Annotated in this window: 16 protein-coding genes and 1 pseudogene; 6 read left to right on the plus strand and 11 right to left on the minus strand. The window is 62.6% G+C overall.

The window, feature by feature from the left end; translation table 11 throughout:
* The first annotated feature begins 153 nt into the window (after positions 1-153).
* Together RPMA_RS22355 and RPMA_RS22360 are read left to right on the plus strand one after the other, a co-directional pair.
* Entirely contained in the window at positions 154-765 is a 612-nt protein-coding gene (locus tag RPMA_RS22355) for a hypothetical protein (RefSeq protein WP_211909843.1), read from the plus strand.
* Between the two features lie 164 nt (positions 766-929).
* Positions 930-1,883, plus strand: coding sequence for a ribose-phosphate pyrophosphokinase (locus tag RPMA_RS22360; RefSeq protein WP_211909844.1), 954 nt, complete (start codon positions 930-932; stop codon positions 1,881-1,883).
* 113 nt (positions 1,884-1,996) lie between these two features.
* On the opposite strand, the gene RPMA_RS22365 is transcribed toward RPMA_RS22360, so the two are convergent.
* Positions 1,997-2,515, minus strand: a complete 519-nt coding sequence (locus RPMA_RS22365; RefSeq protein WP_211909845.1) for a 6,7-dimethyl-8-ribityllumazine synthase — start codon at positions 2,513-2,515, stop codon at positions 1,997-1,999.
* A gap of 406 nt (positions 2,516-2,921) precedes the next feature.
* On the opposite strand from RPMA_RS22365, the gene RPMA_RS22370 reads away from it, so the two are divergent.
* From RPMA_RS22370 to proC, 3 genes are all read left to right on the plus strand, one after another.
* Positions 2,922-3,422 (plus strand): type III secretion system chaperone family protein, encoded by a 501-nt coding sequence (locus RPMA_RS22370; RefSeq protein WP_211909846.1) that lies wholly within the window; start codon positions 2,922-2,924, stop codon positions 3,420-3,422.
* Positions 3,419-3,850: a GNAT family N-acetyltransferase gene (locus tag RPMA_RS22375; RefSeq protein WP_211909847.1), complete on the plus strand. Its 432-nt coding sequence runs from the start codon at positions 3,419-3,421 to the stop codon at positions 3,848-3,850. Before RPMA_RS22370 ends, RPMA_RS22375 begins: the two co-directional genes overlap by 4 nt.
* Before the next feature lie 181 nt (positions 3,851-4,031).
* Positions 4,032-4,865 (plus strand): pyrroline-5-carboxylate reductase, encoded by an 834-nt coding sequence (gene proC, locus RPMA_RS22380; RefSeq protein ID WP_211909848.1) that lies wholly within the window; start codon positions 4,032-4,034, stop codon positions 4,863-4,865.
* A gap of 8 nt (positions 4,866-4,873) precedes the next feature.
* Here proC and RPMA_RS22385 read toward each other — a convergent pair whose 3' ends face one another.
* From RPMA_RS22385 to RPMA_RS22400, 4 genes are read right to left on the minus strand one after another with little or no spacing between them, the layout of a single operon-like run.
* The gene (locus tag RPMA_RS22385; RefSeq protein ID WP_211909849.1) at positions 4,874-5,143 is read right to left on the minus strand and encodes a hypothetical protein; all 270 of its coding nucleotides are present in this window, start codon (positions 5,141-5,143) and stop codon (positions 4,874-4,876) included.
* 18 nt (positions 5,144-5,161) lie between these two features.
* Positions 5,162-6,550, minus strand: a complete 1,389-nt coding sequence (locus RPMA_RS22390; RefSeq protein WP_211909850.1) for an ATP-binding protein — start codon at positions 6,548-6,550, stop codon at positions 5,162-5,164.
* 15 nt (positions 6,551-6,565) lie between these two features.
* Positions 6,566-7,288, minus strand: coding sequence for a response regulator (locus RPMA_RS22395; RefSeq protein ID WP_211909851.1), 723 nt, complete (start codon positions 7,286-7,288; stop codon positions 6,566-6,568).
* Positions 7,285-7,821, minus strand: coding sequence for a MarR family winged helix-turn-helix transcriptional regulator (locus RPMA_RS22400; RefSeq protein WP_211909852.1), 537 nt, complete (start codon positions 7,819-7,821; stop codon positions 7,285-7,287). The genes RPMA_RS22395 and RPMA_RS22400 overlap by 4 nt, the downstream gene beginning before the upstream one ends.
* 241 nt (positions 7,822-8,062) lie before the next feature.
* Between RPMA_RS22400 and RPMA_RS22405 the strand changes: the two genes are divergently transcribed.
* Positions 8,063-9,175, plus strand: coding sequence for a branched-chain amino acid aminotransferase (locus RPMA_RS22405; protein ID WP_211909853.1), 1,113 nt, complete (start codon positions 8,063-8,065; stop codon positions 9,173-9,175).
* A gap of 148 nt (positions 9,176-9,323) precedes the next feature.
* Here the strand turns inward: RPMA_RS22405 and RPMA_RS22410 are convergent, their stop codons facing one another.
* The 6 genes and pseudogenes from RPMA_RS22410 to uvrC all read right to left on the minus strand — a co-directional run.
* The gene (locus tag RPMA_RS22410) at positions 9,324-10,712 is read right to left on the minus strand and encodes an MATE family efflux transporter (protein WP_211909854.1); all 1,389 of its coding nucleotides are present in this window, start codon (positions 10,710-10,712) and stop codon (positions 9,324-9,326) included.
* 134 nt (positions 10,713-10,846) lie between these two features.
* Entirely contained in the window at positions 10,847-11,905 is a 1,059-nt protein-coding gene (gene prmB / locus RPMA_RS22415) for a 50S ribosomal protein L3 N(5)-glutamine methyltransferase (protein WP_211909855.1), read from the minus strand.
* Positions 11,905-12,369, minus strand: a complete 465-nt coding sequence (locus tag RPMA_RS22420) for a molybdenum cofactor biosynthesis protein MoaE (RefSeq protein WP_211909856.1) — start codon at positions 12,367-12,369, stop codon at positions 11,905-11,907. Before RPMA_RS22420 ends, prmB begins: the two co-directional genes overlap by 1 nt.
* Positions 12,370-12,391: 22 nt before the next feature.
* On the minus strand, positions 12,392-12,643 hold the full coding sequence (gene moaD / locus RPMA_RS22425; protein ID WP_211909857.1) for a molybdopterin converting factor subunit 1: 252 nt from the start codon (positions 12,641-12,643) through the stop codon (positions 12,392-12,394).
* Positions 12,640-13,251, minus strand: a complete 612-nt coding sequence (gene pgsA, locus RPMA_RS22430) for a CDP-diacylglycerol--glycerol-3-phosphate 3-phosphatidyltransferase (RefSeq protein ID WP_211909858.1) — start codon at positions 13,249-13,251, stop codon at positions 12,640-12,642. Before pgsA ends, moaD begins: the two co-directional genes overlap by 4 nt.
* A 107-nt stretch (positions 13,252-13,358) precedes the next feature.
* Positions 13,359-15,305, minus strand: a pseudogene (gene uvrC / locus RPMA_RS22435) (excinuclease ABC subunit UvrC); the annotation flags it as partial.
* Between the last annotated feature and the right edge of the window lie 282 nt (positions 15,306-15,587).

The raw sequence follows: 15,587 nt of genomic DNA on the forward strand, positions 1-15,587 counted from the left end.
CTTACAATTTAAGTTAAATTTTACGAATTTCGACATTCCGCCAGTCACCTTGGTAAGATCTGCGGCGGTCGCGCCCTAGACCTTAACGCATTTTAACGATATCGCTCCTGTGTCCGGTAGCACACGTCGCTGCCGCCCCACGGACGACAGCGCATGCGATTTCCTGCCGTTTCTGCCTCCCGAACCAAGCCGCTTGCCGCAGCTTTGCTGCTCAGCGTGACGCTCGGTCTCGGTGGCTGCATGAGCACGCAGGGCGGCGGCGGGCCGATGAACGCCCAGGCCAGCATGAATACCGGCAGCGGTCCGACCGTTACCTTCGAATCCATCGATGGCCCGCCGCCGCAGGTCTTCGAGCGCATGGTCAATCTGCTCGACAGCGAAGCGCGCTTGCGCAATCTGCCGGTGGTATCCCGCAAGGACAGCGCCGCCTTCCGCGTGCGCAGCTATCTCTCAGCCCAAGTCCGCGGCCATAACACCTCCATCGCCTGGGTCTGGGACGTCTATGATCGCGACCAGAACCGCGCCTTCCGCCTCAGCGGCGAAGAGCAGACCGGCAAAGGCAGCCGCGACGCGTGGGCCACCGCAGACGACCTCACTCTGCGCCGGATTGCACAAGCCGGCCTGACCGGCCTTAGCGGTGTCGTCAACGGCTCAGCGCCTGTCGAGAGCGCTCCGGAACCAGCCCCGGCCTCGCGCGGCGGCCCGGCGATTGCGAGCGCGGACGAGGCTCCGATCCAGGCGACCGCATTCGCCGATGCCCGCTGATTTCAGATCGCGTTAAGCAGACCCGATTTTGCGCAGGAAAACCGTCATCTGCGGGTTGCAAACGATGACATGCCCTTGATATCACCTCGCTCAGCTAGACCAGTTCTTGTGGGTAACCCGATATGCTGAACGTTGTATCCACCAAACCGCGGGGAGACGCGTCGATGTCGGGCAAAAATGGATCCATCAAGCTCGTCGCCGGCAATTCCAATCCGATCCTCGCCAAGGAGATCGCCGACTGGCTGAAGCTCTCGCTGACCAAAGCCAGCGTGCGCCGCTTCGCCGATATGGAGATCTTCGTCGAGATCCAGGAAAATGTCCGCGGCTCCGACGTGTTCATCATTCAGTCGACGTCGTTTCCGACCAACGACCATTTGATGGAATTGCTGATCATGACCGATGCGCTGCGCCGCGCGTCGGCACGCCGCATCACCGCGGTGATCCCCTACTTCGGCTATGCACGACAGGACCGAAAAGTAGGCTCGCGCTCGCCGATCTCGGCCAAACTGGTGGCCAACATGATCACCCATGCAGGCGTCGATCGCGTCCTGACGCTCGACCTGCATGCCGGCCAGATCCAAGGCTTCTTCGATATCCCGACCGACAATCTCTATGCCGCCCCCGTGATGGTGCGCGACATCAAGGAGAAGTTCGACCTCTCCAAGGTGATGGTGGTGTCGCCGGACGTCGGCGGCGTGGCGCGCGCCCGCGGCCTTGCCAAGCGCATCAACACGCCGCTCGCCATCGTCGATAAGCGCCGCGAACGCGCCGGTGAATCCGAAGTGATGAACGTGATCGGCGACGTGGCCGGCTATACCTGCATTCTCATCGACGACATCGTCGATTCCGGCGGCACCTTGGTCAACGCAGCGGATGCGCTGCTCAAGAATGGCGCCACGGATGTCTACGCTTACCTCACCCACGGCGTGCTGTCCGGCGGCGCTGCTGCCCGCATCGGCGGATCGCGCCTGAAGGAACTGGTGATCACGGATTCGATCCAGCCGACCGACGCTGTCATCAACACGCCGAACATCCGCACCCTGTCCATCGCCTCGCTGATCGGCGAAGCGATCGATCGCACGGCGGCCGAAGAATCGGTGTCGAGCCTGTTCGATTAAGACGCGCCCTGTAGCCCGGATGGAGCGAAGCGTAATCCGGGGACCGGCGTTTCAACAATCTCTATAGTCCCTGGATTGCGCTTCGCTCCATCCAGGCTACGGACTACAACTTCCTACACAATCCCCGCCGCCACCTGACCGCGCAGCCGCTCGAGGCTGAGCAGCGTCTCTGCGCAAGCTGCCGCGACCTCAATCCCCTTCTGGGCAAAATGCTGGCGGAAGAATGCTGCCGCTTCATCGGTGTCGCGAAATTCATCGGGCGCCACCACGGCGGAGAACACCGGAATCTCGGTGCGGAGCTGCACATCCATCAGCGCGCGGATCACCGTATCCGCCACGAAGCTGTGCACGCCGTGATCGACGACGAGTCCTGCCGCCACGATCGCCGTATATCGCCGCGTCTTTGCCAGCACCTGCACATGCAGTGGAATTTCGAACGAGCCCGGCACCTCGAACAGATCGACCTGCGAGGGATCGACATGGCGCGCCGAGATCTCGGTACGGAACGTTTCCCAGCATGGCGCGACAATGTCCCGATGCCAGGACGACTGCACGAAAGCCACGCGCTGCGGCCTGGCGAATGGCGGATGACTGACGGGAACGGATGGCTCGGTCATGACTGATGTTTCCATGTTTTGCCGAACTATGCCGAAGGGCTTGGAGGCCAGCAAGGGTGAGCATCGCGGGACATCTCCGCTCAGACGCAATGCCCTGCCCTTTACTGGACGAGATTCCTGTTAACGAATCTCCTGATGCCACCCACGCCAGACTCGTCCTGCGCGCAGCAGATTCCTCCGGACTCGTATTCCGGGAATCCGATTCCGGTTTGTTCTCGTTGCGACGTGATGACCTGTGGATGAAGTCCGGTTTGTCTGTGGACTGGAGTCAAGGCGACGTTGCGCGGATTCCGCAAATCACATCACTTCGACATCGCAAGTTCTGGACGATTTGAATTTAAAGCCCTGCAACGGCGCCCGACATTTCGCGTACCCGGCCAGTCGATTGCATCCTTAATCTTCAAGGCAAGGTCGCGACCGCATGTCACTTCTCGAAGGCACTCTCGATTCACGCGCCAATCCTCTCGCGGTCGTCGAAGATATTGCTGCCGATCACAACTGGGCATTCGAACGCTCCGGCGAAGATGAAGTCACCATTGTGTCCAAGGGTGACTGGACGGACTATCAACTCTCCTTCACCTGGATGGGCGAGATCGAAGCGCTGCATCTCGCTTGCGCCTTCGACATGAAGATTCCGGCCGCGCGTCGCAGCGAAGTGCAGCGCCTCATCGCTGCCGTGAACGAGCAGATGTGGGTCGGCCATTTCGACATCTGGACGTCGTCCGGCATGATCATGTACCGGCAGGCGATCCCGCTGCCGGACGGCATGACGGCAACCACATCGCAATGCGAGTCCATGCTCGTCTCCGCAATCCACGCCTGCGAGCGCTACTATCCGGCGATGCAGTTCGTCGTGTGGGCCGGCAAGACCGCCGAACAGGCGATGAGCGCTGCGATGTTCGACACCGCAGGCGAAGCGTGAGCAACACGCCTGAGATCAGCGTTCCCGACGCTCCCGGCGAAGCAGAGCATAAGATCGTCTGGAACGCACTGCTCGCCTACAACAACGACACCGTCGGCCCCAACAACTATCAGCCGCTCTCGATCCTGATTCACGATCCCGAGACCGGCGAACCCGCCGGTGGCATCTGGGGCAAGACCGCATTCAACTGGTGCTTCGTCGAACTGTTCGTGGTGCCGGAGAAATTTCGCGGCCAGGACATCGGCAGCAAGGTTCTAAAACTCGCCGAAGACATCGCGCGCGAGCGCGGCTGCATCGGTCTTTGGCTCGATACCTACTGGTTTCAGGCGCGCAGCTTCTACGAGAAGCAGGGCTATGAAGTGTTTGGCGAATTGCCCGACTATCCGCGCGGCGGGCCGCGGTATTTTCTGAAGAAGAGTCTAGTTTAAAGCTCCGTCCGGTAGCCCGAATGGAGCGCAGCGCAATCCGGGGACCGGCGATCTGCTGAAGCTCCGATTCCCGGATTACGCTTCGCTCCATCCGGGCTACGCGGCTGAGCATTTCCACGCGCATTGCGCACACGACATGCGATGCTATTGTCCGCGCCTCTCACCAGCCGGGACTTTCGCAATGACCGCCTCGCCCACCACGTCTCCCCTCTCCTCCCTCAACGGTCACATCGTCCTCGCCGGCGCCGGCAAGATGGGCGGCGCGATGCTGATGGGTTGGCTGGCCGGCGGGCTGGATCCAAAACGCGTGGTCGTGCTCGATCCCTATCTCTCCGACGAGATCAAGGCGCTTGCCGCCACGGGCGCTCGCCTCAACCCTGATATCAGCGAGATCGGTGAAGTCGCCGCTCTCATCCTGGCCGTGAAACCGCAGATGTTCGCCGATGTCGGCCCGACGCTGCGCGCCATCGTGGGCGACTCGCTGGTCGTCTCGATCATGGCCGGCACCACAATCGCCGGCATCAGCAAAACCTGCGGCGGCAGGATCGTGCGCGCAATGCCGAACACACCTGCAGCCATCGGCCGCGGCATCACCGTGGCGGTCGCGGCGAGCGACGTAGCACCGGCTCAGCGCGAGCTCACCGATGCGTTGCTGCGCGCCACTGGCTCGGTGGAGTGGGTCGAGGACGAATGCCTGATCGATGCCGTCACCGCCGTGTCCGGCTCCGGCCCCGCTTATGTGTTTTTGCTCGCCGAAGAAATGGCCCGCGCGGGCATCGCAGCCGGCCTGCCGCCGGAGCTTGCCATGAAGCTTGCGCGCGAAACCGTGTCAGGCTCGGGCGAATTGCTGCGGCAATCAGAGCTCGATGCAGCGACGCTGCGCAAGAATGTCACCTCGCCCGGCGGCACGACGGCGGCAGCACTGAATGTGCTGATGGCGGAGGATGGCTTCGAGCCGCTGCTGACAAAGGCGATCGCTGCTGCGACGGCGCGGTCGAAAGAGCTGGCGAAATAGCGAGCGTGTCAGCTATCGACGCCGTTCTCTTCGGTAAGCACCGCGATCTCGAAAAGATCGTGCTGTCTTAATGCGTCTTCGATAACCGCTCTGGAACGACGTAACTTCGATCTTGATTTCACCCTGACCAGAAGGTCCGTCGTAACGGCATCAACTTCACCCAGCGGCAGATGAGCGAGATCGCTATCTCGGAACTTTAAATACAAATCCTCACTGAACCACCAGATACGACGGAGCACATCCTTGTCGTCGGTGTGAAGATGAATTCTGATATTCATCTGCCCTCGACGATAGAGCTACACCGGCACCCGCACCACCGCGCGCAGTCCGCCCATCGGGCTGTCCGCCAGCGTGATGTCGCCCCCATGGGAGCGCGCGATATCGCGCGCAATGGCAAGGCCGAGACCCGTCCCGCCTTCATCCTGGTTGCGCGCATCGTCGAGGCGCAGGAACGGTTTGAAAACTTCCTCGCGCATCGCCATGGGAATGCCCGGCCCGTCATCATCGACCGTCACCGTCAGATAGCGATGATCGCGATGACCGGTGATGGCGATGTCATTGGCGTGGCGCGCGGCATTGGACACGAGATTGGCAAGACAGCGCTTGAACGCCGCGGGCTTCACCGTGACGATGGGCAGGCCGTGGAACGTGACCGTTGCCTTGTGGCCGTGGCGCTCGGCATCGCTGCGCAGTTCTTCGAGCGCGGATGACATATCGGTCGGCTGGGCGGGCTCGCCGCTGTCGCCGCGCGCAAAGGCGAGATAGGCCTCGAGCATGGCCTGCATCTCGTCGATATCCTTGCGCATGCCCTCCACTTCCGGCCCATCCTCGAGCAGCGCGAGTTCGAGCTTGAACCGCGTCAGGATGGTGCGCAGGTCATGCGACACGCCGGCGAGCATCGCCGTGCGCTGCTCCATGGCGCGCTCGATGCGCGCTTTCATCTCGATGAAGGAATTCGCCGCACGCCGCACCTCGCGCGCGCCGCGCGGCCGGAAATTTGGCACTTCGCGGCCCTTACCGAAGCTCTCGGCAGCGTCGGCAAGCTTCAGGATCGGCCGTATCTGATTGCGCAGGAACAGGATGGCGACGATCAGCAGGATCGATGAGGTGCCGACCATCCAGAACAGGAAGATCTCCGAATTCGATGCATAGGCCGCACTGCGCTGCGCGAAGATGCGCATGACAGTGTCATCGAGCTGAATACGGATCTCGACGAGATTGGAGCGGCCGACAGTGTCGATCCAGAACGGCCGCGGGATCTGTCGGCCGATCTGCACCGACAGCGTCTGATCGAGCAGCGAGAAAAACGGTTTCGGGCCGGGCGGCGGCATGTCGCCGAGCGGCAGGAAATCGACGACCAGGCCGAGGCGCTGCTGCGCGATGGCCTTGATCTGGGTGCGGTCCTTGTCCTGCGGATAGGTCTTGTAGACATCGATCAGCGCTGCAATGTCCTGCACGACCACGGCGGACAAACGGCGCGTCACCGTATTCCAGTGACGCTCCATGAACACGAAGGCGACCACCGATTGCAGGATCACCATCGGCACGATCATGATCAGCAGCGCGCGGGCATAGAGGCCCTTCGGCATCAGCTCGTTGAAGCGCCGCCCCATCACGCGATTGGCCGCGGACATACGCTCGGAGGCGGAACGCAGCACGGTCATGCCGTTGTCGAATGTGCTCATGCGGTCATCATCAACCTATGGTGACGCCACAAGGCGATAACCAATACCGCGTACGGCCTGCAGGAATAGCGGATTGGCCGGATCGACCTCGATCTTGCGACGCAGGCGGTTGATCTGCACGTCCACGGCCCGTTCGTTCACCGTGCCGTCGCCGGTCAACGCACCGCGCGGCACTGTATCGCCCGGCGTCTCGGCGAGAATGCGGAGCATGTCGCGCTCGCGGTCGGTGAGATGGATGATCTCGTCGCCCTGTCGCAGCTCGCCACGGGCGAGATGATAGACATACGGCCCGAACTGCAGCTGCTCGACCTTCTCCACCTGCGCAGGCGCGGCGCGCTTGAGGATGTTGGCGATGCGCAGGGCGAGCTCACGCGGCTCGAACGGCTTTGACACATAGTCGTCGGCACCGATCTGCAGGCCTTCGATGCGGTCATTCGACTCCGTGCGCGCGGTCAGCATCACGATCGGCACATGCGAGGAGGTGCGGATGAAGCGCGCAAGATCGAAGCCGGTCTCGCCGGGCATCATCACATCGAGAATGAGCAGATCGAAATGCAGCCCGAGCAGCTTTGCCCGCGCTTCCTTCGCGCTCGGTGCGGTCGTCACGCGATAGCCCTCGCTGGCGAGGAAGCGCGAGAGCAGATCGCGGATGCGGCGATCGTCATCCACCAGCAAGAGATGCGGCGCATCGTCGGCCGGCTGCACCGGCATCTTCTTGGCGGCCTGGGCAAGTATCATTTGTCGGTCCCGTTATCCGTGCCGAGGATCACCTGCAGCACCTTGTCCGGATCATCACGATCGATCATGCCGCCGAGAAAGCGCTTGATCGCAGCGACGTCACTCGGCGAAAAATCCTTCAACGCATGCTCGATGCGTGTGGTCTGCAATCCGGCCATCTGCGCCACCAGAGCTTCGCCCTTGGCGGTGGCGAAAAGAAGCCGTTGGCGGCGATCCACCTCGCCGGATTTCTGCACGATATAGCCTTCGTCCAGCAATTGCTTCAGCACCCGCCCCAGCGACTGCTTCGTGATGCGCAGCACGTCGAGGAGATCGGCGACTTTCAGTCCGGGATAGCGGTGCACGAAATGCACCACGCGGTGATGCGCGCGGCCGAAGCCGAACTGGTCCAGCACATGATCGGGATCGCCAACGAAATCGCGATAGGCGAAGAACAGCAGCTCGATAATGTCCCAGCGCAGCGGCGCGGGGGCGGCTGCCGCCTGCCCTTCAACCGCACGTGAAACGGCCGGCTTGAAATTTACGTCAGCCATATTGACATATCTTGGGTTCAATCTTACAAACTTGGCCATCCCGACGAAATTTTATAACTTTGGCCGGGTGGACCGATTAGGTCCGATTTGAGAACCATACCGGACTTCGGCAGGCGGCCATAGCCCACCCGTGGGTAAGCCGTCGCGCAGGAAAAACAGCTTTTGCGGCCGGTCCGGACACGACGTAGAACAGCAGACGCCGTCGCCGACGCACGGCGGGTGCCAAGCAGGAGTAAGGTCCATGGGCGTTTCATTCGACAAGGTCGATGGCGCAATCTGGCTGGATTTCGATATCCACCACAGCCACCACGCCGTTCCCGAGGCGGAGCGCGTGGCAAAGCTCAAGGACCCCGGCTTCGGTCGTGTATTTACCGACCACATGGCCACCGTGCGCTACAGCCAGGACAAGGGCTGGCACAGCGCGCGCATCGAGGCGCGTTCGAACTTCCAGCTCGATCCCGCGGCGGCCGTCCTGCACTACGCACAGGAAATCTTCGAGGGCCTGAAGGCCTATGTCCGCGAGGATGGCGGCGTGAACCTGTTCCGCCCCGATGCGAACGCCAAGCGGTTCTGGAATTCGGCCACGCGCATGGCGATGGCGCCGCTGCCCGAGCCGGTCTTCATCGAAGCCGTCGAGCAGCTCGTCCGCATCGACCGCGCCTGGATCCCGGGTGGTGAAGGCAGCCTCTATCTGCGCCCGTTCATGATCGCCAACGAGACGTTCTTGGGCGTGAAGCCGTCGTCGGAATACATTTTCGGCGTCATCGCGTCGCCGGTCGGCTCTTACTTCAAGGGCGGCCCGGCTCCGGTCTCGATCTACGCATCGGAGAACTACACCCGCGCAGCCGTCGGCGGCACCGGCGCCGTGAAGTGCGGCGGCAACTACGCCGCCAGCCTGCGCGCCCAGGCCGAGGCGATGGATCACGGCTGCGATCAGGTCGTGTTCCTGGATGCGGTCGAGCGCAAATACATCGAAGAACTCGGCGGCATGAACGTGTTCTTCGTGTTCGAGGACGGCTCGCTCTCGACGCCGCCGCTCGGCACGATCCTGCCCGGCATCACCCGCGATTCCATCATCGCGCTCGCCAAGTCTGCCGGCGTGACCGTGCGCGAAGAACTGTACTCGCTGGATCAGTGGCGCGCGGATGCCGCCAGCGGCAAGCTGAAGGAAGCCTTCGCCTGCGGCACCGCCGCGGTCATCTCGCCGATCGGCAAGGTCCGCACTACCTCGGGTGAGTTCCTGATCAATGGCGGCGAAGCCGGCAAGGTCGCCATGGGCCTGCGCAAGCAGCTCGTGGATATCCAGTACGGCCGCGCACCAGATCCGCAGAACTGGATCCGCAAGGTGTTTTGAGAAACACAAACGTCTCGACGACAAAAGCCGCGGTCTCCCGACCGCGGCTTTTTCGTAGCCTGGATGGAGCGCAGCGTAATCCAGGAACTATAGAACCGGTTGAAACGCCGGTCCCCGGATTGCGCTTCGCTCCATCCGGGCTACGCGATCAACGCGGCACCGGCGTGTAACCCGGCACCAGCCCCAGCCGCTCCCTTTGCGTCCAGCGCCACAGCATCACCGGCGCGACCACCGCGAGGCCTGCGGCCAGCCCGATCCAGATTCCCACGCCCCCGAAGCCGAGCTTGAACGCGAACAGCAGGCTCAGCCCCATGCCAAAGCCCCAATACCCCACACCGGCGATGATCATCGGCACGCGCGTATCCTGCAATCCGCGCAGCATGCCCGCGCCCACCGACTGCGCGCCATCGGCGATCTGGAACACCGCCGCGCAGAACAGGAACGACATCGCCGTATCGATCACCACGGCATTGGCGGGATTGCCGAGATCGATGAAGGCACCGATCAGCAGCCGTGGCGCCGCCAGCAACAACACGCTCATCGACGCCATGAAGCCGACCGCCAGCACGAAGGCCGTCCAGCCCGCGCGCGTGATGCCGTCTCGATCAGACGCGCCTTTGGCAAGACCGACGCGCACCGTCGCGGCCTGACTCAATCCCATCGGCACCATGAAGGAGATCGATGCGATCTGGATCGCGATCGCATGTGCGGCAATCGCGGCGGTGCCGAACTGCCCCATCAGAAACACCGCGGCATTGAACACGGTGATCTCGAAGGCCAGCGTGGCGCCGATGGGCAGGCCGATCTGCCAGACCTTGAAGAAGCGCGGCCAGTCCGCACGCCAGAAATTACCGAACAGCTGAAAGCGCCGAAACTTTGGATGCCAGAGCACCACGGCGACGAAGATGATGAACAGGAACGTGTTCGACAGCGCAGTTGCGAGCCCCGACCCGGCCAATCCCATGGCGGGAAAGCCGAGATGGCCGAACACCAGCACCCAGTTCGCCGCTGCATTGAACAGGATGGCGACCGCCGTCACCACCAGCGCCCAGAGCGGCCGCTGGACGGCAGCCACAAACGAGCGCAGCACGATGAAGCCAAGCGCCGGGAGAAAGCCCCACTGCAGCATCCGCATGAATGTCTGTGCATCGGCCGCCGCCTGCGCCTGCTGGCCGAACAGCAGCAGGATGTCCTCGGTGTGCCATAGTACGATCCAGGCCGGGATCGAGACGATGACGGCCGTCCACAAACCCTGCCGAAACGTGCGGCGGACATCCCGCACCATATGAAGCTTCCGTCCGATCGCTTCCGCCATCATCGGCGACGTCGCGGTGACGATGCCGATCGCGAAAATCAGAATCGCGAAATAGACATTCACGCCCAGCGCGGATGCCGCCAGTGCCTCCGCGCTGACACGGCCGAGCACGATGACGTCGGTGGTGGTGAGCGCGATCTGCGCGAGATTGGTGAGCACCAGCGGCCAGCCGAGCGCGAGCGTGGCGCGGAGTTCGGCGAGCGAGGAATTTTTCGTCGTCATGTTTACATCGATGCTGCGACACCCGCCGCAACCGTAGCCCGGATGGAGCGCAGCGTAATCCGGGATTCAGAGTACCGACATATCCGCCGGTCCCCGGATTGCGCTGCGCTCCATCCGGGCTACAAAAACGGCGGTCAGATCCCTCCGCGTCCCTGCAGCGCAGCTGCCGAGACCCAGAATACCTCGCCCTCAGAATCTTCCGTATCCAGCCAGATCAGCGGCAGGTCGGGAAACGCTTCATCGACATTGGCGCGGCCGCGGCCGACCTCGCATAGCAGCCCGCCATGCGGATTGAGATGCGCGCCTGCCTGATCGATGATCTTGCGAACGATGTCGAGACCGTCGATGCCGCCGTCGAAAGCCATGCTCGGTTCGGCCAGACATTCATCCGGCAGATCGGCCATGCCCTGTGCATCCACATAAGGCGGGTTGGTGATGATCAGGTCATAGGTGGTGTCGCCGAGCGGCGCGAACAGGTCGCCCTTGTAAAGCGTCAGCCGTTCGTCGAGGCCATAGTCGATGACATTGCGCATCGCGACGGCGAGCGCCGCGGGCGACAGATCGACGGCATCGACCTGCGCATTGGGGAATGACTGCGCGGCCAGGATCGCGATGCAGCCCGAGCCCGTGCAGAGATCGAGCACGCTCTCGACGTCCATGGGATCGTCGATGAGCGACGCGCCCTCGCCGTCATCGCCGGCAAAATGCGTATCGAGCAATTCACCGATGAAGGAGCGCGGCACGATGGTGCGCTCGTCCACATAGAAAGGCAGGCCGCGCATATAGATCTTGTTGACCAGATAGGCCGCGGGCTTCCGCGTGGTGACGCGGCGATGGATGACGTCGAGGATCTTCCTGCCCTCGGCAGCGGTCACCCGCGCCATGGCAAAGCTCTCGAACTGATCGGGATGCAGATGCAGCAGTTCACAGACGATGAATGCCGCTTCCGACACCGGATCGGTGGTGCCATGCGCGAAAGCCAGCTTTGCCTCGATGAAGCGGCTGGTGGCATAGCGCACGTAATCCAGCAGCGTGACCAATTCGCCCGCGCTGACCTTCGGCAACGTCGCCGCGGCAAGCTTCTTCACCGAGGCCTTCGCTTTGGCTGACGTCTTCGACTTGGTTGCCGTCGTCTTCTTTGCAGGCGTCTTGGCCGCCTTCTTCGCGGCCGTCTTCACAGTCTTCTTTGCCATCACTTGTCCCAGCGCGCCGCAGCGTCGTCATCGTCGGTTTTTGCAGCGACCCAGTCGGTGCCACCGGCGGTTTCCTCGCGCTTCCAGAACGGAGCATGCGCCTTGAGGTAGTCCATCAGGAATTCGGCGGCCTGAAACGCTGCCTGGCGATGCGCCGATGCGGTCAGCACCACCATGATATTGTCGCCCGGCAGGATGCGGCCGGTGCGGTGGACGACTGTGACCCCCGTCAGCGGCCAGCGCGTCATGGCCTCTTCGGCATGGCGACCGATCTCGGCCTCGGCCATGCCCGGATAGTGTTCGAGCGTCAGCGCCGTCGTCGCATCGCTGCCCTCGCCGCCGCGGCAGATGCCGCTGAAGGTGACGACCGCGCCGATATCGGTGCGGCTTGCGGTCAGCGCGGAGATCTCGCCCGCAATGTCGAAATCGGACTCCTGGATGCGGACAGTCACATTACTGGTCATGGTCGATCAACCGGGATGGGTGTCAGCCGCCGGTCATGGGCGGGAAGAATGCGATCTCGCGGGCGCCGGCAATGGCAGCATCCGGCCGCACATGCATCTGATCGATCGCCGTGCGGATCACTTTGGGGGTTTCGAACGCGTGGGCGTATTCCTCGCCCCGCGTCGTCAACCAGCCAATCAAGTCTCCAACCGTTTGAACGGCAGAAGGCGGGTCGATGACTTCCTCGGCCTTGCCGATGCGCTCGCGCACCCATGCGAAATAGAGGACCTTCATGCATCCTCCTCGATCAGGTGATGGATGCCGGAGCGGAAATAATCATACCCGGTATAGATGGTGACGATCGCGGAAATCCATAGCAGCGCGAGGCCGATCTGCGTCGTGAACGGAAGCACCTGATCGCCGGCTTCACCAGCCAGCAGAAAGCCGATGGCGATCAGCTGGATGGTGGTCTTCCACTTGGCAATGCGCGACACGGGGACACTGACCCGCAGCGCAGCAAGATATTCGCGCAGGCCCGACACCAGGATTTCGCGGCACAGGATCACGATGGCCGCCCACAGGGTCCAGCCATGGATGATGCCATCGGCTGCCAGCATCAGCAGGCAGGATGCCACCAGCAGCTTGTCGGCGATCGGATCGAGCATGCGGCCGAAGGCCGACTGCTGATTCCAGATCCGCGCGTAATAGCCGTCGAAGAAATCGGTGACCGCAGCGCCGATGAAAACCCCCAACGCAACCCAGCGCAGCCACAGCGGACCGTCCATGATCGACTGCGAAAAGATGCAGCCGACCAGCACGGGGATCGCGGCGATCCGGGCCATGGTCAGGATGTTGGGCAGGGACATCGCGGAATTCGCGGTACGTTTGGTGGTCACTGTCATGAGTCTTACCAATACTGCCGGGACGCAGAGGTCAACAGTCCCTGAAGTTCCTGACCTGAGATTACCGCAAAATGCCCCGGGCGTGCGACGGCCGCATTACGCCCCGGTCATCGTGCGGCCGGCTGGGGATGGAAAAAGTCAAAGATCTTGCGCGCGCTCTCCGCCGAAATGCCGGGAACCTTGCCGAGATCGCCGAGGGAGGCCCGCTCGATCTCCTTCAGCGTGCCGAAATGGTGGAGTAAGGCCCGTTTGCGGGTCGGCCCGATGCCCGGAATTTCCTGCAGCCCGGCTTCACGGATGTCTTTCTTGCGCAGCGTCCGGTGCGAGCCGATGACGAAACGGTGCGCCTCGTCGCGCAGCCGCTGAATGAAGTAGAGCACGGGATCACGCGGCTCCAGCTTGATGGCGTCGCGGCCGGGCAAAAACAGGGTCTCGCGGCCGGCATTGCGCTCCGGCCCCTTGGCGACCGACATCAATGTGACATCGGTCAGTTTCAGCTCCTCGAAGATTTCCCGGACAGCATTGAGTTGGCCGCGACCACCGTCGATGATGACGAGATCCGGCCATAGCGGCACGTCCTCGTCCTTGCGTTTCGGGGCCTCGCCTTCGGCCGGCGGCGCGAGCAGGCGCTTGAAACGGCGCTGCAGCACCTCTTTCATCATCGCGAAGTCGTCGCCCGGCGTCGTCGTTTCCGACTTGATGTTGAACTTGCGATACTGGTTCTTGATGAAGCCATCGGGGCCGGCGACGATCATCGCACCGACGGCGTTGGTGCCCTGGATGTGGCTGTTGTCATAGACCTCGATGCGTTGCGGCACGCGCGGCAGGCCCAGCGTCGTCACCATGCCTTCGAGCAGGCGGGTCTGCGTGGCGGTGTCGGCAAGCTTGCGGCCCAGCGCTTCGCGCGCATTGGTTTGCGCATGATTGACCAGCTCTTTCTTCTCGCCGCGCTGCGGCGTCAGCACCTCGACCTTGAAACCGGCCTTCACGCCAAGCGCAGCCGCAAGCAGATCGCTTTCCTCAATACTGTGCGACAGCAGCACCATCTTGGGCGGCGGCTTGTCCTCGTAGAACTGCGCCAGGAACGAGCCCAGCACCTCTTCCGGCGTGAATGACTTCTCCGCCTTGGGGAAATAGGCGCGGTTGCCCCAGTTCTGACCGGTGCGGAAGAAGAACACTTCGACGCAGGAATAGCCGCCCTCCTGATGGATGGCGAACACATCGGCTTCCTCCACCGTGCGCGGATTGATGCCCTGCTGCGACTGGATGGCCGAGAGTGCAGCAAGACGGTCGCGATAGAGCGCAGCCGTTTCAAAAGCGAGCTCTTCCGATGCCTTCTCCATTTCGTCGGCGAGCAGCTTCTTCACCGCGCGGCTTTTGCCGGAGAGGAAATCCGTCGCCTCGCGCACGAGTTCGGTATAGCCGGGGAAATCGACCTCATTGGTGCAGGGGCCGGAGCAGCGGCGGATTTGATAGAGCAAACACGGCCGCGTGCGGCTCTCGAAGAACGAGTCCGTGCAGGAACGCACGAGAAAGGCGCGCTGCAGCGCCGTGATCGTGCGATTCACCGCGCCAACCGATGCGAACGGACCAAAATAGCGCCCGGGCCGCGACTGCGCGCCACGATGCTTGACGATCTGCGGCGCCCAGTGATCCCCGGTCATCAGGATATAGGGGAACGACTTGTCATCGCGCAGCTGCACATTGAAGCGCGGACGCAGCTGCTTGATCAGATTCGCTTCCAGCAGCAGCGCCTCGGTCTCCGTCGCGGTCGAAATGATCTCCACCACGGAGGTTGCGGCGATCATCCGCGCGATGCGCATCACCTGCCCGGTCGGCCGGGCATAGGACGACAGCCGCTTCTTCACGTTCTTGGCCTTGCCGACATAGAGAACGTCGTGGGCCGCATTCAGCATGCGATAGACCCCGGGCGAGGTCGGCGCGAGGCGCACGGCTTGCTCGATGGCGGCCCGGCCCACCGCAAGCGTGCCTTCGGGAACATCCTCGACGGGTTCCTCGGCCTCGTCCGGCAGCCCGGCTTCCTCGTCATCTTCCGTTGAATCGAGATCCATATCCGGGGGCGCTTGCAGACCGGATTGGGCCTGTTGAGGCACCTGCGGCGCGGAAACTGGCTCGGCGGCCGCCTCTTCCGGCGCCGGAACGGGATGGTCGGGGTCTTGAATCATGGGGTGAATTTAGGCGTTACGGCCGTCCGCTGCCAGCACGCGACGACATTTGGTGCGGCAGCCATGCGGCCGGCTTGGGGCGATCCTGCGAATATCCCGCCTGCCCGGGGAAAATCCGGCATCGTCAAAAGTAAGACTCTTTTAACGCCA

This window comes from Tardiphaga alba (assembly GCF_018279705.1).
Lineage (GTDB): Bacteria > Pseudomonadota > Alphaproteobacteria > Rhizobiales > Xanthobacteraceae > Tardiphaga > Tardiphaga alba.